General features: G+C 61.6%; 20 protein-coding genes. 14 read left to right on the plus strand and 6 right to left on the minus strand.

What is annotated here, in order from left to right:
• Nucleotides 1-3: 3 nt before the first annotated feature.
• Nucleotides 4-909 (plus strand): acetylglutamate kinase, encoded by a 906-nt coding sequence (gene argB, locus KUA23_RS29390; protein WP_016975925.1) that lies wholly within the window; start codon nt 4-6, stop codon nt 907-909.
• A 99-nt stretch (nt 910-1,008) separates the two neighbouring features.
• Here the strand turns inward: argB and pyrE are convergent, their stop codons facing one another.
• The gene (gene pyrE, locus KUA23_RS29395; RefSeq protein ID WP_252993228.1) at nt 1,009-1,653 is read right to left on the minus strand and encodes an orotate phosphoribosyltransferase; all 645 of its coding nucleotides are present in this window, start codon (nt 1,651-1,653) and stop codon (nt 1,009-1,011) included.
• Nucleotides 1,654-1,735: 82 nt separating this feature from the next.
• Here pyrE and KUA23_RS29400 point away from each other — a divergent pair, with 82 nt between their 5' ends.
• Nucleotides 1,736-2,515, plus strand: a complete 780-nt coding sequence (locus KUA23_RS29400) for a catabolite repression control protein Crc (protein ID WP_003195493.1) — start codon at nt 1,736-1,738, stop codon at nt 2,513-2,515.
• Nucleotides 2,516-2,573: 58 nt separating this feature from the next.
• Here the strand turns inward: KUA23_RS29400 and KUA23_RS29405 are convergent, their stop codons facing one another.
• Together KUA23_RS29405 and rph are read right to left on the minus strand one after the other, a co-directional pair.
• Complete coding sequence (locus tag KUA23_RS29405; RefSeq protein ID WP_025856354.1) at nt 2,574-2,945, minus strand: DUF4870 domain-containing protein; 372 nt, start codon at nt 2,943-2,945, stop codon at nt 2,574-2,576.
• A 22-nt stretch (nt 2,946-2,967) separates the two neighbouring features.
• Nucleotides 2,968-3,690, minus strand: a complete 723-nt coding sequence (gene rph, locus KUA23_RS29410; protein ID WP_010207511.1) for a ribonuclease PH — start codon at nt 3,688-3,690, stop codon at nt 2,968-2,970.
• Between the two features lie 186 nt (nt 3,691-3,876).
• Between rph and KUA23_RS29415 the strand changes: the two genes are divergently transcribed.
• From KUA23_RS29415 to KUA23_RS29440, 6 genes are all read left to right on the plus strand, one after another.
• Nucleotides 3,877-4,740, plus strand: coding sequence for a YicC/YloC family endoribonuclease (locus KUA23_RS29415; RefSeq protein ID WP_078050738.1), 864 nt, complete (start codon nt 3,877-3,879; stop codon nt 4,738-4,740).
• Nucleotides 4,741-4,750: 10 nt separating this feature from the next.
• Nucleotides 4,751-5,371: a guanylate kinase gene (gmk, locus tag KUA23_RS29420; protein WP_010168203.1), complete on the plus strand. Its 621-nt coding sequence runs from the start codon at nt 4,751-4,753 to the stop codon at nt 5,369-5,371.
• Between the two features lie 167 nt (nt 5,372-5,538).
• Nucleotides 5,539-5,802, plus strand: a complete 264-nt coding sequence (gene rpoZ / locus KUA23_RS29425) for a DNA-directed RNA polymerase subunit omega (RefSeq protein ID WP_003176920.1) — start codon at nt 5,539-5,541, stop codon at nt 5,800-5,802.
• 60 nt (nt 5,803-5,862) lie between these two features.
• Nucleotides 5,863-7,968, plus strand: a complete 2,106-nt coding sequence (spoT, locus tag KUA23_RS29430; RefSeq protein ID WP_078050739.1) for a bifunctional GTP diphosphokinase/guanosine-3',5'-bis pyrophosphate 3'-pyrophosphohydrolase — start codon at nt 5,863-5,865, stop codon at nt 7,966-7,968.
• 22 nt (nt 7,969-7,990) lie between these two features.
• Entirely contained in the window at nt 7,991-8,371 is a 381-nt protein-coding gene (locus tag KUA23_RS29435; protein ID WP_003176922.1) for a RidA family protein, read from the plus strand.
• A gap of 56 nt (nt 8,372-8,427) precedes the next feature.
• Nucleotides 8,428-9,171, plus strand: a complete 744-nt coding sequence (locus tag KUA23_RS29440; RefSeq protein ID WP_078050740.1) for a hypothetical protein — start codon at nt 8,428-8,430, stop codon at nt 9,169-9,171.
• 123 nt (nt 9,172-9,294) lie between these two features.
• Here the strand turns inward: KUA23_RS29440 and KUA23_RS29445 are convergent, their stop codons facing one another.
• Nucleotides 9,295-10,146, minus strand: a complete 852-nt coding sequence (locus KUA23_RS29445; RefSeq protein WP_099493221.1) for an SDR family oxidoreductase — start codon at nt 10,144-10,146, stop codon at nt 9,295-9,297.
• Nucleotides 10,147-10,332: 186 nt separating this feature from the next.
• Here KUA23_RS29445 and exbB point away from each other — a divergent pair, with 186 nt between their 5' ends.
• The 6 genes from exbB (at nt 10,333) to KUA23_RS29475 (ending at nt 17,116) form a co-directional block, all read left to right on the plus strand.
• On the plus strand, nt 10,333-11,313 hold the full coding sequence (exbB, locus tag KUA23_RS29450; RefSeq protein WP_099493222.1) for a tonB-system energizer ExbB: 981 nt from the start codon (nt 10,333-10,335) through the stop codon (nt 11,311-11,313).
• Between the two features lie 6 nt (nt 11,314-11,319).
• Nucleotides 11,320-11,745 carry a TonB system transport protein ExbD gene (exbD, locus tag KUA23_RS29455; RefSeq protein WP_003195519.1) on the plus strand — a complete coding sequence of 142 codons (426 nt, stop codon included), beginning with the start codon at nt 11,320-11,322 and terminating at the stop codon, nt 11,743-11,745.
• Nucleotides 11,742-12,491 (plus strand): TonB family protein, encoded by a 750-nt coding sequence (locus tag KUA23_RS29460; protein ID WP_252993229.1) that lies wholly within the window; start codon nt 11,742-11,744, stop codon nt 12,489-12,491. Before exbD ends, KUA23_RS29460 begins: the two co-directional genes overlap by 4 nt.
• A gap of 142 nt (nt 12,492-12,633) precedes the next feature.
• Complete coding sequence (locus tag KUA23_RS29465; RefSeq protein ID WP_015886540.1) at nt 12,634-13,554, plus strand: hydrogen peroxide-inducible genes activator; 921 nt, start codon at nt 12,634-12,636, stop codon at nt 13,552-13,554.
• Between the two features lie 8 nt (nt 13,555-13,562).
• Nucleotides 13,563-15,638, plus strand: a complete 2,076-nt coding sequence (recG, locus tag KUA23_RS29470; protein ID WP_099493336.1) for an ATP-dependent DNA helicase RecG — start codon at nt 13,563-13,565, stop codon at nt 15,636-15,638.
• 77 nt (nt 15,639-15,715) lie between these two features.
• On the plus strand, nt 15,716-17,116 hold the full coding sequence (locus tag KUA23_RS29475) for an aminoacyl-tRNA deacylase and HDOD domain-containing protein (RefSeq protein WP_078050743.1): 1,401 nt from the start codon (nt 15,716-15,718) through the stop codon (nt 17,114-17,116).
• A gap of 80 nt (nt 17,117-17,196) precedes the next feature.
• On the opposite strand, the gene KUA23_RS29480 is transcribed toward KUA23_RS29475, so the two are convergent.
• Together KUA23_RS29480 and tagQ are read right to left on the minus strand one after the other, a co-directional pair.
• Nucleotides 17,197-17,574 carry a hypothetical protein gene (locus KUA23_RS29480; RefSeq protein ID WP_028618482.1) on the minus strand — a complete coding sequence of 126 codons (378 nt, stop codon included), beginning with the start codon at nt 17,572-17,574 and terminating at the stop codon, nt 17,197-17,199.
• Nucleotides 17,575-17,698: 124 nt separating this feature from the next.
• Complete coding sequence (tagQ, locus tag KUA23_RS29485) at nt 17,699-18,622, minus strand: type VI secretion system-associated lipoprotein TagQ (protein WP_028618483.1); 924 nt, start codon at nt 18,620-18,622, stop codon at nt 17,699-17,701.
• Nucleotides 18,623-18,663 lie beyond the last annotated feature (41 nt).

Raw genomic sequence — 18,663 nt, forward strand, 5'->3', positions numbered from 1 at the left:
TGAATGACCCTCGAACGCGAAGCCGCTGCCAACACTGCCAAGGTCCTTTCCGAAGCGTTGCCTTACATCCGACGCTACGTCGGCAAGACGCTGGTGATCAAGTACGGCGGCAATGCCATGGAAAGCGACGAGCTGAAAACCGGCTTTGCCCGCGACATCGTGTTGATGAAAGCCGTCGGGATCAACCCGGTGGTGGTCCACGGTGGCGGCCCGCAAATCGGCGATCTGCTCAAACGCTTGTCGATCGAGAGTCACTTCATCGATGGCATGCGCGTCACTGACGCGCAGACCATGGACGTGGTGGAAATGGTGCTCGGCGGCCAGGTCAACAAGGACATCGTCAACCTGATCAACCGCCATGGCGGCAGCGCCATCGGTCTGACCGGCAAGGATGCGGAGCTGATCCGTGCGAAAAAACTGACCGTGACCCGCCAGACGCCGGAGATGACCCAGCCGGAAATCATCGACATCGGCCAAGTGGGCGAAGTGGTTGGCGTTAACACCGACCTGCTGAACCTGCTGGTCAAGGGCGATTTCATTCCGGTGATCGCGCCGATCGGCGTGGGCGCCAATGGCGAGTCCTACAACATCAACGCCGACCTGGTGGCCGGCAAGGTGGCCGAAGCATTGAAGGCTGAAAAGCTGATGCTGCTGACCAACATCGCCGGCTTGATGGACAAGGAAGGCAAGGTGTTGACCGGCCTGACGACCCAACAGGTCGACGAACTGATCGCCGACGGCACCATCTACGGTGGCATGCTGCCGAAGATCCGTTGCGCGCTGGAAGCGGTGCAAGGCGGTGTGGGCAGCTCGCTGATCATCGACGGCCGGGTACCGAATGCGGTACTGCTGGAGATCTTCACGGATACCGGCATGGGCACGTTGATCAGTAACCGCAAGCGCCCCTAAACGCTGAAAACAAAAGGGCCCCGCTCAATAGGATTGAGCGGGGCCTTTTTTATGCACGCTGCTCCCCTGTGGAGCGGGCTTGCCCGCGAAGGCGGTGGGTCAGACGCCAAACTGCTCGCGATATGCACGCACCGCCGGCAGGTGCTGCTTGAGCTGTGGATCATCTTCCAGGAACTGCAGCACCTGGTTCAGTGACACGATGCTGACCACGGGAATGCCGAAATCGCGTTCCACTTCCTGGATCGCGGACAACTCACCGTTGCCACGCTCCTGGCGGTTCAGCGCGATCAGCACACCGGCAGCCTTGGCGCCGTCCTGGGAAGAGATGATCTGCATCACTTCACGGATGGCGGTACCAGCAGTGATCACGTCGTCAATGATCAGCACATCGCCCTTGAGCGGAGCCCCGACCAGGCTGCCGCCTTCACCATGCGCCTTGGCCTCTTTACGGTTGAAGCACCATGGCAAATCCTGCCCGTGATGTTCAGCCAGGGCCACAGCTGTGGCCGCGGCCAGGGGGATGCCCTTGTAGGCCGGGCCAAACAGGACGTCGAAGGAAATACCGCTTTCAACGATGGCGGCCGCATAGAAACGACCCAGCTGAGCCAGGGCCGAACCCGAGTTGAACAAGCCCGCATTAAAGAAGTACGGGCTGGTGCGCCCGGACTTCAGAGTGAACTCACCGAAGCGCAAAACGCCGCGATCGATGGCAAAACGAATGAAATCGCGTTGATACGCCTGCATGAAAAAAGCCTCAGATACCACGGATTTAGCTAATTAGGTAGACGGCGTGTATCATACACGCACGCGATTTTTGGGGCCATTTATGCGGATCATCAGTGTGAACGTTAATGGTATTCAGGCTGCAGTCGAGCGTGGTTTGCTCAGTTGGCTGCAAGCCCAGAATGCCGACGTCATCTGCCTGCAGGATACCCGCGCCTCCGCCTTTGAACTGGACGACCCAGCCTTCCAACTGGATGGCTACTTCCTTTATGCCTGCGATGCCGAAGTGCCCACCCAAGGTGGCGTGGCTTTGTATTCGCGGTTGCAACCCAAGGCGGTCATCAGCGGCCTCGGCTTCGAGACAGCCGACCGCTACGGGCGCTACCTGCAAGCCGATTTCGACAAGGTCAGCATCGCGACCTTGCTGCTTCCTTCGGGGCAGAACGGCGATGAAGACTTGAACCAGAAGTTCAAGCTAATGGACGATTTCGCCCGTTATCTGGATAAACAGCGGCGCAAACGTCGCGAGTACATTTATTGTGGCTCGCTGTACGTGGCGCAACAGAAGCTGGATATCAAGAACTGGCGCGACAGCCAGCAATCCCCGGGTTTCCTGGCGCCGGAACGTGCCTGGATGGACGAGATTGTCGGCAACATGGGCTATGTGGATGCACTGCGCGAAGTCAGCCGCGAAGGCGACCAGTACAGCTGGTGGCCAGATAACGAACAGGCTGAGATGCTCAACCTGGGCTGGCGTTTCGATTATCAGTTGCTGACCCCTGGTCTGCGCCGGTTCGTGCGCAGCGCACGCCTGCCGCGCCAGCCACGCTTCTCGCAGCACGCGCCGCTGATCGTGGACTACGACTGGACATTGACCATCTAAGGTCTTTTTCCAGGCACAAAAAAACCGACATCGCTGTCGGTTTTTTTGTGGGTGCTCATTATTTAATCAGGCGCCAGGTCAAGGGGTAGCGATAAACAATCCCCTTGTTGGCCTTGATGCTGCCAATGATAGTCAGCACCACCGTGGCGATCGCCAGGGCAACCATCAGGAAAAAGCCAATCACTGCAAAAGCCAGCACGATGCAAGCGATCCAGGCGATGGCCACGGTGATCTGGAAGTTCAGCGCTTCCTTGCCCTGATCATCAATGAACGGGTCCACTTCTTTCTTCATCTGCCACAGGATCAGTGGCCCCACGACGCTACCGAAGGGAAACACGAAGCCCAGAAACGCCGCGAGATGGCACAACATTGCCCCCTGGCGCACTTCGTAGGAAGGCGTAGGCACCGGCATTTGGCTGTTGTCATTCATGGCGTTTCTCCTTGAAACGGGCTCAGTCAGCCAGGGCGGCGTTCTGCAGCTCGAAGATTTCGGTCATGCCTTTCTGGGCCAGGGCCAGCATGGCGTTCAGGTCGGCCGGCTGGAAGGGCGCGCCTTCGGCGGTGCCCTGCACTTCGATGAAACCACCGGTGCTGGTCATGACCACGTTCAGGTCGGTCTCGGCGGCCGAGTCTTCCAGGTAGTCCAGGTCCAGCACTGGCTCGCCCTGGTACATGCCTACCGACACAGCGGCGATCATTTGCTTGAGCGGGTCGCCTGCTTTCAAGCCGCCACGTTTCTTGATCACTTTCAGCGCGTCAACCAGGGCCACCATGGCGCCGGTGATAGACGCGGTACGGGTACCGCCGTCGGCCTGGATCACGTCACAGTCGACATACAGGGTCACGTCGCCCAGCTTGGACATGTCCAGGGCTGCGCGCAGGGAGCGGCCGATAAGACGCTGGATTTCCAGGGTGCGGCCGCCTTGCTTGCCACGACTGGCTTCACGCTGATTACGTTCGCCAGTGGCGCGCGGCAGCATGCCGTACTCGGCGGTCAACCAACCCTGGCCCTGGCCTTTGAGGAAGCGCGGCACGCCGTTTTCGACGCTGACGGTGCAGATGACCTTGGTATCGCCAAACTCGACCAGTACAGAACCCTCGGCGTGTTTGGTGTAGTTGCGGGTGATGCGGATCGAGCGGAGCTGATCGGCAGCGCGACCACTTGGACGTTTCATAGGGAGACACCTGTACTGAGGACGAAAAACTGCCGAGCATTATAGAGCCGCGAGCCGGTTCGGGGCACTGCTAAAAAATCCAGTTACGAATGCTCGGGTTTGGGCGCGCTCGTTCCACTGCGCTACAATCCTGCGCCTTCTTAACCATCAGCCCGTGTTTGCGGGACTGCAACGCGAGGTACCTCCATGGTGCACAGCATGACCGCCTTCGCCCGCGTCGAAAAAGCCGGCGTACAAGGCACCCTGAGCTGGGAACTGCGCTCGGTCAACAGCCGTTACCTGGAGCCGCACCTGCGCCTGCCGGAGTCGTTCCGCGACCTCGAAGGCGCCGTGCGTGAAGCGTTGCGCCAAGGCATTTCCCGCGGCAAGCTGGAATGCACCCTGCGTTTTACCGAAGAAACCACCGGCAAGCCGCTGCAGGTCGACCGCGACCGCGCCGCACAACTGGTGGCCGCCGCCGAAACCATCGCCGGCCTGATCAAGCAGCCGGCCGCGCTCAACCCCCTGGAAGTGCTGGCCTGGCCCGGCGTGCTGGTGGCCGACGCCACCGACCCGCAAGCCCTCAACGCCGAAGCCTTGGCTCTGTTCAACCAAGGCCTCAAGGAGCTCAAGGCCGGCCGCGAGCGCGAAGGGGCCGAGCTGGCTCGCCTGATCAACGAGCGCCTGACCTCGATCGAAGAAGACGTAGTGACCCTGCGCGAGCTGGTCCCACAGATGCTTGCCACCCAGCGCCAGAAGGTGCTCGACCGTTTCACCGACATGAAGGCCGACCTTGACCCGGTGCGCCTGGAGCAGGAAATGGTCCTGCTGGCGCAAAAGAGCGACGTCGCCGAAGAGCTGGACCGCCTGAGCACCCACATCCTCGAAGTGCGCCGCGTGCTCAAGTCCGGCGGTGCCGCCGGTCGGCGCCTGGACTTCCTGATGCAGGAACTCAACCGCGAAGCCAATACACTGGGCTCCAAGGCGTTCGATCCGCGCAGCACCACGGCTGCGGTCAACCTCAAGGTGTTGATCGAGCAGATGCGCGAACAAGTACAGAATATTGAGTAAGGCAACCCCCATGACCCACAGCACCGGCACCCTTTACATCATTTCCGCCCCTTCGGGCGCGGGCAAGAGCAGCCTGGTCAAGGCCTTGACCGACGCTGACGAGCAGATCCGCATCTCGGTCTCCCACACCACCCGCGCCATGCGCCCGGGCGAGGTGAACGGCGTGCACTACCACTTCGTCGAGCGCACCGAGTTCGTCAAGATGATCGAACACGGCGACTTCCTGGAGCGCGCCGAAGTGTTCGGCAACCTCTACGGCACGTCGCAGAGCCACTTGCAGCAAACCCTGGACGAAGGCCACGACCTCATTCTGGAAATCGACTGGCAGGGCGCCGAGCAAGTGCGCCAGTTGATGCCCAAGGCGCGTTCGATCTTCATCTTGCCGCCGTCGCTGGAGGCGTTGCACCAGCGCCTGACCAATCGCGGCCAGGACAGCGACGAGATCATCGAAGGCCGCATGCGTGAAGCCGTCAGCGAAATGAGCCACTACGTCGACTACGACTACCTGATCATCAATGACGATTTTGCCCACGCGCTGGACGATTTGAAGGCGATTTTCCGCACCAACCAGCTCCAGCAAAAGCGTCAGCAACAGCGTTTCGGCAAATTACTGGCCGAACTGCTCGGTTGATTGGCTCTTCCCAAAACGGCTGCAAGGGCTTTACATTGGCACTTGTAGCGGTTTTGCGAGGGCCTGCGAGAAATCAGCGCTTCCCTAAACGCTGGTGATTTTTTAAACTGTTGAGTCCGCTCGCCCAACCGGGCAGCGCGCATCTTGCATTCGCTCCGAGGAATACCATGGCCCGCGTAACCGTTGAAGACTGCCTAGAACACGTGGATAACCGCTTTGAGCTGGTCATGCTCTCTACCAAGCGTGCCCGTCAACTGGCCACTGGCGGCAAAGAGCCCCTGGTCCAGTGGGAAAACGACAAGCCTACCGTTGTAGCCCTGCGTGAAATCGCTGAAGGCCTGATGAGCTACGAGTTCATCGCCAACGCCGAAATCGTTGAAGACGAACCGCTGTTTGCAGCGTTCGAGGACGAGTCCAACGAGGCCGTCTAAGCCTATGCCTGGTCGACGTAGCACGGCGCGGGGTCACAGCCAACGGCAGGAGTTCTTCCTTTGCCGAGCATAGACGCCCTCGCCGATCGCTTATCGACCTACCTCGGCCCAGACCAGGTCAACCTGGTCCGCCGAGCGTATTTCTACGCCGAACAAGCCCACGACGGCCAACGCCGCCGCAGTGGCGAGGCGTATGTCACCCATCCTCTTGCGGTGGCAAATATCCTGGCCGACATGCACATGGACCATCAGAGCCTGATGGCCGCGATGCTGCATGACGTGATCGAAGACACCGGCATTGCCAAGGAAGCGCTCAGCGCGCAATTTGGCGAAACCGTGGCCGAACTGGTCGACGGGGTCAGCAAACTGACCCAGATGAACTTCGAGACCAAGGCCGAAGCCCAGGCGGAAAACTTCCAGAAAATGGCCATGGCCATGGCACGCGACATTCGCGTGATCCTGGTCAAGCTGGCCGACCGGCTGCACAACATGCGCACGCTGGAGGTGCTGTCCGGCGAAAAACGCCGACGCATCGCCAAGGAAACCCTGGAAATCTACGCGCCCATCGCCAACCGGCTGGGCATGCACGCCATTCGTATCGAATTCGAAGACCTCGGCTTCAAAGCCATGCATCCGATGCGTTCGGCGCGCATCTACCAGGCGGTCAAGCGCGCCCGTGGCAACCGCAAGGAAATCGTCAACAAGATCGAAGAGTCCCTGAGCCATTGCCTGGCGATCGATGAGATCGAGGGCGAGGTCAGCGGACGGCAGAAGCACATCTACGGCATCTACAAGAAGATGCGCGGCAAGCGCCGGGCCTTCAACGAGATCATGGATGTATATGCATTCCGGATCATCGTCGACAAGGTCGACACCTGCTACCGCGTGCTGGGCGCTGTACATAATTTGTACAAACCCCTGCCAGGCCGTTTCAAGGATTACATCGCGATCCCCAAGGCCAACGGCTACCAGTCGCTGCATACCACGCTGTTCGGCATGCACGGGGTGCCGATCGAGATCCAGATTCGCACCCGCGAAATGGAAGAGATGGCCAACAACGGCATCGCCGCCCATTGGCTGTATAAATCCAGCGGCGACGAGCAGCCCAAAGGCACCCATGCCCGCGCCCGCCAGTGGGTCAAGGGCGTGCTGGAAATGCAGCAACGGGCCGGCAACTCCCTGGAATTCATCGAAAGCGTGAAGATCGACCTGTTTCCGGACGAGGTCTACGTGTTCACGCCCAAAGGCCGGATTATGGAGCTGCCCAAAGGCTCCACGGCGGTCGACTTTGCCTACGCCGTGCACACCGATGTGGGCAACAGCTGCATCGCCTGTCGGATCAATCGTCGTCTCGCGCCGCTGTCCGAACCGCTGCAAAGCGGCTCCACGGTCGAAATCGTCAGTGCACCGGGCGCACGCCCGAACCCGGCCTGGCTCAACTTCGTGGTCACCGGCAAGGCGCGCACGCACATTCGTCACGCACTGAAACTGCAGCGTCGTTCCGAGTCCATCAGCCTGGGCGAACGCCTGCTGAACAAGGTGCTCAACGGTTTCGACAGTGCCCTCGACAAGATTCCTACAGAGCGCGTGCAAGCGATGCTCCATGAGTACCGCCAGGAAACCATCGAAGACCTGCTGGAAGATATCGGCCTGGGCAACCGCATGGCCTACGTGGTCGCCCGTCGCCTGCTCGGTGAAGGCGAACAGTTGCCCAGCCCGGAAGGCCCGCTGGCGATTCGCGGCACCGAGGGCCTGGTACTCAGCTACGCCAAGTGCTGTACGCCAATCCCGGGCGACCCAATTGTCGGCCACTTGTCGGCGGGCAAAGGCATGGTCGTGCACCTGGACAACTGCCGCAACATCACCGAAATCCGCCACAACCCCGAAAAATGCATCCAGCTCTCGTGGGCCAAGGATGTCACCGGCGAATTCAACGTCGAGTTGCGGGTGGAGCTGGAACACCAGCGCGGCCTGATCGCCCTGCTCGCCAGCAGCGTCAACGCGGCCGACGGCAATATCGAGAAGATCAGCATGGACGAACGCGATGGTCGCATCAGCGTGGTCCAGTTGGTGGTCAGCGTTCACGACCGCGTGCACCTGGCCCGCGTGATCAAGAAACTGCGCGCCTTGACGGGTGTGATCCGCATCACTCGCATGCGCGCCTAAGCCACATTACAAGGAGTCATTCATGACCAAGACTGTTATCACCAGCGATAAAGCCCCGGCCGCCATCGGCACTTACTCCCAGGCGATCAAGGCAGGCAACACCGTCTACATGTCCGGCCAGATTCCACTGGACCCAAAGACCATGGAACTGGTGGAAGGCTTTGAAGCACAGACCGTACAGGTCTTCGAGAACCTCAAGTCGGTTGCCGAAGCTGCTGGCGGCTCGTTCAAGGACATCGTCAAGCTCAACATCTTCCTCACCGACCTGAGCCACTTCGCCAAGGTCAACGAGATCATGGGCAAGTACTTCGAACAGCCTTACCCAGCTCGCGCCGCCATCGGCGTTGCTGCCCTGCCAAAGGGTGCGCAGGTAGAGATGGACGCGATTCTGGTCATCGAGTAAAACACCCGGCGCAGCCCCCACAGGCTGCGCCGACTTCGTTTCAGAAGGATTTCATGATGCGCAAAGCGCTTGTAGCCTCATCAATGCTCGCCCTGTTGCTCGGCGGCTGTGCCAGCAACCCCGCCGACCTGGATGTGAGCGGCACCTGGATCAACCAGGTCGCCATTGATGCGGCAGCCAAAGGCGGCCCTTTGCGTGAAGCCTTGCAGAGCTTTGGCCCGAACCTCGAATGGGAGGTCAACACCAAGGCCTCGCAAGCCCGCTACTACAACGGTTTTGAAGTAGCGGAAGGCAAGTTGCTGGGAGAAAAGTCCGGCGCCTGGAGTGTGGACTTCTACGGCAGCTCCGCCACCGAACTCAAGCGCAAAGGCAAGCAACTGTTGCAAGTGGCCAACGACAACGAGCCTGAACAGCTGTTTGCCCGCGCCAAAGAACCCGCGCCGGACGGTGCGCCCATCGGCGCCAACTTCGAACGTGCGCTGTACGCGGCCTACATGGGCGGCGACTGGAAAATCGCCGACGGCTTCGGCAGCGGCGCCATCGTGCAGTTCCAGGCTAACGGCAAGGTCGCCGGCTTGCCCAATGTCGATCAGTACTCGCTGTGCCTGGCGGGCGATTGCGCGTCCATGAGCGGCGGCTACGACAGCATCTGGCTGCAACTCAATGGCCAGGGCAACCCGTGGATCTTTACCCGCAAGGGCAAACAGCTGGAGATCTTCCAGGCGATCAATACCGCACAGGCGGATGAAGTCCCCTCGTTCACGCCAGGTCCACGCCAATGGCTGCTTGAAAAGCAATAAGCAGCCTAACGCGTATCCAAATGTGGGAGCGGGCTTGCTCGCGAAAGCGGTTTATCAGAAGCACATTCAGTGACTGACACAGCGCTTTCGCGAGCAAGCCCGCTCCCACATTTTCAGCGCATTTCAGCCTTTCAGGATCGCCGCGTAGCCTTCGCGGTAAGTCGGGTAAGTCGGCACCCAACCCAACGCTTTGATTCGCGCATTGCTGCATTGCTTGCTGCCAGCGCGCCGAACACTCGCATCATCGGCCCACTCGGTCACACCCAGGTACTCGCGTAACCAGCCCACCACCTCCGCCAGTGGCGCAGGCGCGTTGTCGACGCCAATGTAGATCGTGTCCAGCGAGCCGCCCTTTTCTACATGCCGCAACAAAAATGCCAGCAGACCCGCTGCGTCGTCCGCGTGAATGCGGTTGCCATATAAAGGTGGGTCGGTTGCCACGCGATAACCTTGGCGCACCTGGGTCAGCAGCCATTCGCGGCCGGGGCCGTAAATACCGGTCAGGCGGACAATGCTGGCCGGGATGCCGCTGTTGAGCGCCACTTGCTCAGCCTCCAGCATGACTTGCCCGGAATATCCCTTCGCCTGAGTCTGCGACGTTTCATCGACCCACTCGCCGTTCTGTTGCCCGTAGACACTGCTGCTCGATACAAACAGCAGGTGCTTGGGCGTCTGGCCGTAGTCGCCCAGCCACTCCAGCACATGCTTGAGCCCTTGTACGTAGGCGGCGCGATAGCCGGCTTCGTCGTGGTCCGTCGCAGCCGCGCAGTACACCAGGTAATCCACCCCGCCGATCGGCCAGGTGTCAGGGCAATCTTTCTTGAACAGGTCGCCGGCGATGCCGATCACCCCCTCGGGGAGCCGCGAAATATCGCGGCGCAGGCCATGGACCTCCCATTCCGAGGCCAGCAACTGGCTGGCCAGCCGACTACCCACGTCGCCACAACCGGCAATCACAACAGAAGGCGCAGACATCACAAAACTCCGTACTGAAAGGTCTAGGTTAGCCCTCGCGAGTGACCGACGGCCAGAAAAAGGGCAAATAAAGTAACTGTATTACTTTAGTTAACAAGAATTACTTGCAATAATAACCGCCCATTTGTCCTCGACCTCAGGGTCTGGAAGGACGATCACTCATTTTTTTACTTAGGTCCGGCCAGCATGACACGTAATACAACCCCCGCTTCGCCAACCAAGCTTCACAGCCCATCCCGCGCCTGGCGTGCGATTGCTGCGCTGCTGTTCAGCGTACTGCTGGCACCGACCGCTGCCTTCGCTGACGCCACCGCGCCAGCCACCCCGGCTGCCGCCGAGCACAATGCCGCGGCACCGGCAGCACCAGGCACAGCGCCCGCTGCCACCGACCCGGCCCAGGCTGCTGACCCTGCCGCTGCTGACGACACTGGCGTGGTGCTGGAAGAAGACAACACCCTGGGCATGGCCCACGACCTGTCGCCGTGGGGCATGTACCAGAACGCTGACGTGGTGGTTAAAGCGGTCATGATCGGCCTGGCCATCGCCTCGATCATCACTTGGACCATCTGGATCGCCAAAGGCTTCGAGCTGCTGGGCGCCAAACGTCGCCTGCGCAACGAAATCGTCCACCTGAAAAAGGCCACCACCCTCAAGGAAGCCAGCGAAAGCGCGACCAAGAAAGGCACCCTGGCCAACACCCTGGTGCACGACGCGCTGGAAGAAATGCGCCTGTCGGCCAACACCCGCGAAAAAGAAGGCATCAAGGAACGTGTGGCCTTCCGCCTGGAGCGCCTGGTAGCGGCCTGCGGTCGTAACATGAGCAGCGGCACCGGCGTGCTGGCGACCATTGGTTCCACCGCGCCCTTCGTCGGCCTGTTCGGTACCGTGTGGGGCATCATGAACAGCTTCATCGGCATCGCCAAAACCCAGACCACCAACCTCGCCGTCGTTGCCCCAGGCATCGCAGAGGCCCTGCTGGCGACTGCCCTGGGCCTGGTTGCCGCGATTCCTGCGGTAGTGATCTACAACGTCTTCGCCCGTTCGATTGCCGGCTACAAGGCTCAGGTATCGGACGCGTCGGCGGAAGTCCTGCTGCTGGTCAGCCGCGACCTCGATCACCTGCCTACCGAGCGCAGCTCGCAACCGCACATGGTGAAAGTGGGGTAATCGGCCATGGGCCTGCATTTGAATCAAGGCGACGACGAACTCGTCGAGAACCACGAAATCAACGTCACGCCGTTTATCGACGTGATGCTGGTGCTGCTGATCATCTTCATGGTGGCGGCACCGTTGGCGACCGTGGACATTAAGGTCGACCTGCCCGCGTCCAGCGCCAAGCCGGCACCGCGGCCAGAGAAACCGATCTTCCTCAGCGTCAAGGCGGACCAACGCCTGTTTTTGGGCGAAGAAGAAGTCAAGGCTGAAACCCTGGGGCCGGTGCTCGACGCCAAGACCCAAGGCAAGAAAGACACGACGATCTTCTTCCAGGCTGACAAGGGCGTGGACTACGGCGACCTGATGAGCGTGATGGATGCCCTGCGGGCAGCCGGCTACCTCAAGGTAGGCCTGGTCGGACTTGAGACGGCAGCCAAGAAATGATCACGACGCGCCACAAACTGACGCGTTATGGCACCAGCCTCGCCGTCGTGCTGGGCGTGCATGCCGTCGCGATCGCTATCGCGCTTCATTGGTCCGCGCCGCGCACGGTGCAGTTGCCACCGGCTGCCATGGTCATCGACCTGGCACCGATGCCAGCCCCCCCGCCGCCAGCGCCGCCCAGGGTGGTAACGCCGCCGCAACCGCCTGCACCGGTGGAAGAGCTGCCCCTGCCGAAACTGGCCGAGGCACCCAAGCCAACGATCCAGGTGCCCAAGCCGGTCAAGCCCAAGCCCAAACCACAGCCGCCCAAACCGGTAGAGAAAAAGATCGAGCCGCCCAAGGAGAAACCCTCCGAGGATCCGCCGAGCGATGCTCCGCCGACCCAGGCACCGGCTGAGAAATCGGCCCAACCTGTACCAGGCCCTTCTCCGCAGCAAATCGCTGCCAAGGCATCCTGGGAAGGCACCCTGCTGGCCCACTTGCAGAAGTACAAGAAGTACCCGCCAGGTGCCCAGGCCCGTGGCAAGGAAGGCCTGAACCGCCTGAAGTTCGTGGTGGATGCCGACGGCAATGTGCTGTCCTACGAGTTGGTGGGCCGCTCCGGCAACGCCGACCTGGACCGCGCCACACTGGACATGATCCGTCGTGCCCAGCCGCTGCCAAAACCGCCAGCGGACATGCTCAAGGGTGGCAGCATCGAGATCGTTGCACCGTTCGTGTACAACATCGAGAAGCGTCGTCGCTGAAAATGAAGGTGGTGAGGGGCAACCCTCACCACCTTCAGCAAAATCTGCGTAACTCCCCGCTCAATCCCCACCAAAGTTCTGATAACGTGCGTCTATCGATTGCAGCCGGTATGCTTGGCCCGCAACCTCATGGACGCCCGCTATGACTCTTACAGAATTACGCTACATCGTTACCCTCGCCCAAGAGCAGCACTTCGGCCACGCGGCCGAGCGTTGCCACGTCAGCCAGCCGACGCTGTCGGTGGGCGTGAAAAAGCTTGAAGACGAACTCGGTGTGCTGATTTTCGAGCGCAGCAAGAGCGCCGTGCGCCTGACGCCTGTGGGCGAAGGTATTGTTGCCCAGGCCCAGAAGGTACTGGAGCAAGCGCAGAGCATTCGCGAACTGGCCCAGGCCGGCAAGAACCAGCTGACCGCACCGCTTAAAGTCGGCGCCATCTACACCGTCGGCCCGTACCTGTTCCCGCACCTGATCCCGCAACTGCACCGCGTCGCGCCGCAGATGCCGCTGTATATCGAAGAGAACTTCACTCACGTGCTGCGCGACAAGCTGCGCAACGGCGAGCTGGACGCGATCATCATTGCCCTGCCGTTCAATGAGGCCGACGTACTGACCCTGCCGCTCTACGACGAGCCGTTCTACGTGCTGATGCCGGCCTCCCACCCGTGGACGCAAAAAGACACCATCGACGCCGGCCTGCTCAACGATAAGAGCCTGCTGCTGCTCGGCGAAGGTCACTGCTTCCGCGACCAGGTGCTCGAAGCCTGCCCGACCCTGACCAAGGGCAACGACGGCGCCAAGCACACCACCGTGGAGTCCAGCTCCCTGGAAACCATTCGCCACATGGTCGCTTCCGGCCTGGGCATCTCGATCCTGCCGCTGTCGGCAGTAGACAGCCATCACTACGCCCCCGGCGTGATCGAAGTACGCCCGCTCACGCCGCCGGTGCCGTTCCGCACCGTGGCGATCGCCTGGCGCGCCAGCTTTCCACGGCCCAAGGCCATTGAGATTCTCGCTGACTCGATCCGCCTGTGTTCGGTGGCCAAGCCGCCTGCCGCGAGCTAAGCAAGGGTATGACTGAGCTGTCGCAGGTGTCGGTGACGGCACTCAAGGGTGTCGGTGAAGCCATGGCCGAGAAGCTGGCCAAGGTGGGCCTGGAGAACCTCCAGGACGTGTTGTTCCACTTGCCCCTGCGCTATCAGGACCGCACCCGCGTGGTGCCCATCGGCCAGTTGCGTCCAGGCCAGGATGCGGTGGTCGAAGGCACCGTCAGCGGTGCCGACGTGGTCATGGGCAAGCGCCGCAGCCTGGTGGTACGCCTGCAGGACGGCACCGGTGGCCTGAGCCTGCGCTTCTACCATTTCAGCAACGCGCAGAAAGAAGGCCTCAAGCGCGGCACCCGCGTGCGCTGCTACGGCGAAGCGCGACCCGGCGCATCCGGCCTTGAGATCTATCACCCGGAATACCGCGCCATTACCGGTGACGAACCGCCGCCGGTCGACACCACGCTCACGCCGATCTACCCGCTCACCGAAGGCCTGACCCAGCAACGCCTGCGCCAACTGTGCATGCAGACGTTGACCATGCTCGGCCCGAAAAGCCTGCCTGATTGGCTGCCCCAGGAACTCGCCCGCGACTATCAACTGGCGCCGCTGGACGATGCGATTCGCTACCTGCATCACCCACCCGCCGATGCCGATGTCGACGAACTGGCCCTCGGTCATCACTGGGCCCAGCACCGCCTGGCCTTTGAAGAGCTGCTGACCCACCAACTGTCCCAGCAACGCCTGCGCGAAAGCATGCGCTCGCTGCGCGCGCCAGCGATGCCCAAGGCCACGCGCTTGCCTGCCCAATACCTGGCCAACCTGGGCTTTGCGCCGACCGGCGCCCAGCAACGCGTCGGCAATGAAATCGCCTACGACCTCAGCCAGCAAGAGCCCATGCTGCGGCTGATCCAGGGCGACGTGGGCGCGGGCAAGACCGTGGTCGCCGCCCTCGCCGCCCTGCAAGCCCTCGAAGCCGGTTACCAGGTGGCGCTGATGGCGCCCACCGAAATCCTCGCCGAGCAGCACTTCATCACCTTCAAGCGTTGGCTCGAACCGCTGGGCCTGGAAGTGGCGTGGCTGGCCGGCAAGCTCAAGGGCAAGAATCGCACAGCCGCACTGGAGCAGATCGCCGGCGGCGCGCCGATGGTGGTCGGCACCCACGCGCTGTTCCAGGACGAAGTGCGGTTCAAGAACCTGGCCCTGGTGATCATCGACGAGCAGCACCGTTTCGGCGTGCAACAGCGCCTGGCCCTGCGCCAGAAAGGCGTGGGCGGGCGGATGAACCCGCATCAGTTGATCATGACCGCCACGCCGATCCCGCGCACCCTGGCCATGAGCGCCTACGCCGACCTCGACACCTCGATCCTCGACGAACTGCCGCCCGGCCGTACCCCGGTCAACACCGTACTGGTCACCGACACCCGGCGTGTCGAAGTGATCGAGCGGGTCCGTGGCGCCTGCGCCGAAGGCCGCCAGGCGTACTGGGTGTGCACGCTGATCGAAGAGTCCGAAGAGCTGACCTGCCAGGCCGCCGAAACCACCTATGAAGACCTCACCAGCGCCTTGGGCGAACTCAAGGTCGGCCTGATCCACGGGCGCATGAAGCCCGCTGAAAAAGCTGCGGTGATGGCCGAATTCAAGGCCGGCAACCTGCAACTGCTGGTGGCCACTACCGTGATCGAGGTGGGTGTGGACGTGCCCAATGCCAGCCTGATGATCATCGAAAACCCCGAGCGCCTGGGCCTGGCGCAGTTGCACCAGTTGCGCGGGCGTGTTGGCCGAGGCAGCGCCGCCAGCCATTGCGTGCTGCTCTACCACCCGCCGCTGTCGCAGATCGGTCGCCAGCGCCTGGGCATCATGCGCGAAACCAACGACGGTTTTGTCATCGCCGAAAAAGACCTCGAATTGCGCGGCCCCGGCGAAATGCTCGGCACGCGCCAGACCGGCCTGCTGCAATTCAAGGTCGCCGACCTGATGCGCGACGCCGATCTGCTGCCAGCCGTGCGCGATGCGGCGCAGGCTTTGCTGGAGCGCTGGCCGGACCACGTCAGCCCGCTGCTCAATCGCTGGCTCAGGCACGGACAGCAATACGGCCAAGTGTGACGCCTGACGCACTTAAGCGACCAACAGTTGTATCAAGCTGGTTATACTTCGTTGACTGTAAGAAATTGGATCAGGCCATGTCAGAAGTTGCCCTCGCCACAGCCCCACTGACCGCCCCGCCGGTCATTCGGGCTCTGCTCGCAAAACTCGCCATCCCCTACACGGAAGTCGCCGATCTACCGGGCCTGAATCCTGCGCAAAAGGTCCAAGCGGTATTGCTGGAAGACGCGGTGGGCGCACTGATGGTGCTGTTCCCGCAGAATCAGTTGCTCGACCTCAACCGCCTCGCCGAACTCACCGGTCGCCGCCTCACCGCGGTGTCGCCGGATCGCGTCGAACGCATGCTGGGCAAACATGACCTGAGCCTGCTGCCGGGCCTGCCGCCTCTCACCAGCTCGCCGTGCCTGTACGAAGGCAGCCTGCTGGATGAACCGAGCCTGCTGGTGCATTCGGGTGAAGCCGGTTTGCTGCTGGAAATCGCCACCGACGCCTTCAAGACCCTGCTCACCAAGGCCAGCGCCGGCCACTTTGGCGAGCCGCTGAGCAACATTCGCCCCAACCTCGACCGCCCCAATGATGACCGCGAGGAAATCACCCAGGCGATGCAGGCGTTCACCGCCCGCCGCATCCAGCAACGCCTGGAAGCGACCATCGAGATTCCACCGCTGGCGGATACCGCACAGAAGATCATCAAACTGCGTGTCGACCCGAACGCCACCATTGATGACATCACTGGCGTGGTCGAGACCGACCCGGCCCTGGCCGCCCAAGTCGTGAGCTGGGCCGCATCGCCGTACTATGCCTCGCCGGGCAAGATTCGTTCAGTGGAAGACGCCATCGTGCGGGTGCTGGGCTTTGACCTGGTGATCAACCTGGCGCTGGGCCTGGCCCTGGGCAAGACCCTGAGCCTGCCCAAGGACCATCCACACCAGTCCACACCGTATTGGCACCAGTCGATCTACACCGCCGCCGTGATCGAGGGCCTGACCCGCGCCATGCCCCGCGCCCAGCGCCCGGAAGCCGGCCTGACCTACCTGGCGGGCCTGCTGCACAACTTCGGCTACCTGCTGCTGGCCCATGTGTTCCCGCCGCACTTCTCGCTGATCTGCCGCCACCTGGAGGTCAACCCGCACCTGTGCCACAGCTATGTCGAGCAACACCTGCTGGGCATCAGCCGCGAGCAAATCGGTGCGTGGCTGATGCGCTACTGGGACATGCCGGATGAACTGTCCACTGCCCTGCGCTTCCAGCACGATCCGACCTACGATGGTCAGTACGCTGAATACCCGAACCTGGTGTGTCTGGCGGTACGCTTGTTGCGCAGCCGCGGGATTGGCTCCGGGCCGGATGAGGCGATTCCGGATGCGCTGCTTGAGCGTCTGGGCTTGAGCCGTGACAAGGCTGAGGAAGTGGTGGGCAAAGTGCTGGATGCTGAAGTGCTGTTGCGCGAGTTGGCGTCCCAGTTCAGCCAGGGCTAACCTACCACCTGTTACATCGCCATCGCCGGCAAGCCGGCTCCTACAGAGTTTGTTTAGGAGCCGGCTTGCCGGCGATGAATTCAACCCTTCTTTTTCTTCGGCTTCAAATACTTGGTCAACCCCTGGAACCAAATCACCAGGGCCGGGTTGCCCTTGATCTGGATCGACTTGTCCTGAATTCCCGTCATGAACGCCAATTGCTTGTTCTTCGCCTGCATCGTGGCGAAGCCGTAGGCCGCATCTTTAAAGGCGATGGCGAACGCCGGCGACGGGTGAACACCCGAACGGCTGGTGATGCGCTGGTCTTTGACGATGAAGTGACGGGCAACCTTGCCGTCGAGGGTCTGCAGCTGGAAGGCCAGGTCTTTGTCACCCAGTTGCTGCTGGAAGGCGGGGTTGGTGCGGCTGGCTTTGCCCATCATCAGGCCAAGCACCCACAGGAGAAGACGAAATTTCATGCACACGGCCTCGGTGTAATTATTGAGTGGCCGCAGCAGTTTAACGATTTGCTAAAAGAACGCCACCGATCTAGCGCATTAGCGGAAGATCGGCTGGCGTTTGACGCTTATAGCAGCATGTTACTTAAACGTTAGGGCAAGGTACCGGTGCCCAGTCAGCCAGGTTCGGATCGCGGCAGCTGCCTTCGAGCTGGGCCTTGCCGGCGCTGGCGACCTGCTTGCTTTCAGCTTGCTTGGCCTGCACGGTCTGGATGCTCTTCTCGGTGGTGACAGCTTCTTTCGGCACGACTGGCAGAGCCTGCTTTTTCGCAACCTTGACCGGCTTCTTGCCCTTGGCCGGAGCAACCACAGGAGCAGTGTCGGCGGTAGCCACGGTCACCACGTCGTTACGCTGCACGCCCACTTGCTGCAGGTCTTTCTCGTAGGCCTGGGTGTAGTTGTTCAGGTCTTCGCTGGCCTTGCCGTTGACCGCAACGATCAGGTCATTGGACTCTTTGAGGCCTGCAACGATTTCTGCCAGGCGCTTGCGGCCTTCGGTGTCGTTGACGGTCTTGGCCTTGCGGTCGGCCACCAGCTTGGTGAACGCGCTCTGGTAGCACTGTTGCGACGCTTTGGCGTACGCGGTGCTGCGGTCGATGTCGGACGCGCTTTTGTTGAAGTCGGTGGAGTAGGACGCAATGCGCTGGTTGTCATCGCTGATCTGCTTCTGGCGCTCGGTGTAGTAACCCGCCGCGCCGCCGGCCAGGGCGCCGCCCGCTGCACCGATGGCGGCGTTACGGCCGCGCTTGTCGGAGTCGCCGGTCAGGGCGCCCAGCAGTGCACCGCCGGCCGCGCCGATGGCTGCGCCGGTGACGACTGACTTGGTCATGTCCGAGTCAGTCGCACGCAGGTGCTGCACCGGCTCGTAGCAGTTCGGGTAATACTCGACCTTGGTGCTCGACGCGACCTTGGAGGCCGGCGACGTGGCGCAACCGGTCAACACGGTGCTGAAACCAGCTGCGATCAGCAGCAAGTGACGCTTGGAAACCGCCTTACGGGAAAAAAGCATAGGTGTGTTCTCTTTTAAGTTTGACTTGCCCAGCACGGCCC

It is taken from the genome of Pseudomonas pergaminensis (genome assembly GCF_024112395.2).
Lineage (GTDB): Bacteria > Pseudomonadota > Gammaproteobacteria > Pseudomonadales > Pseudomonadaceae > Aquipseudomonas > Aquipseudomonas pergaminensis.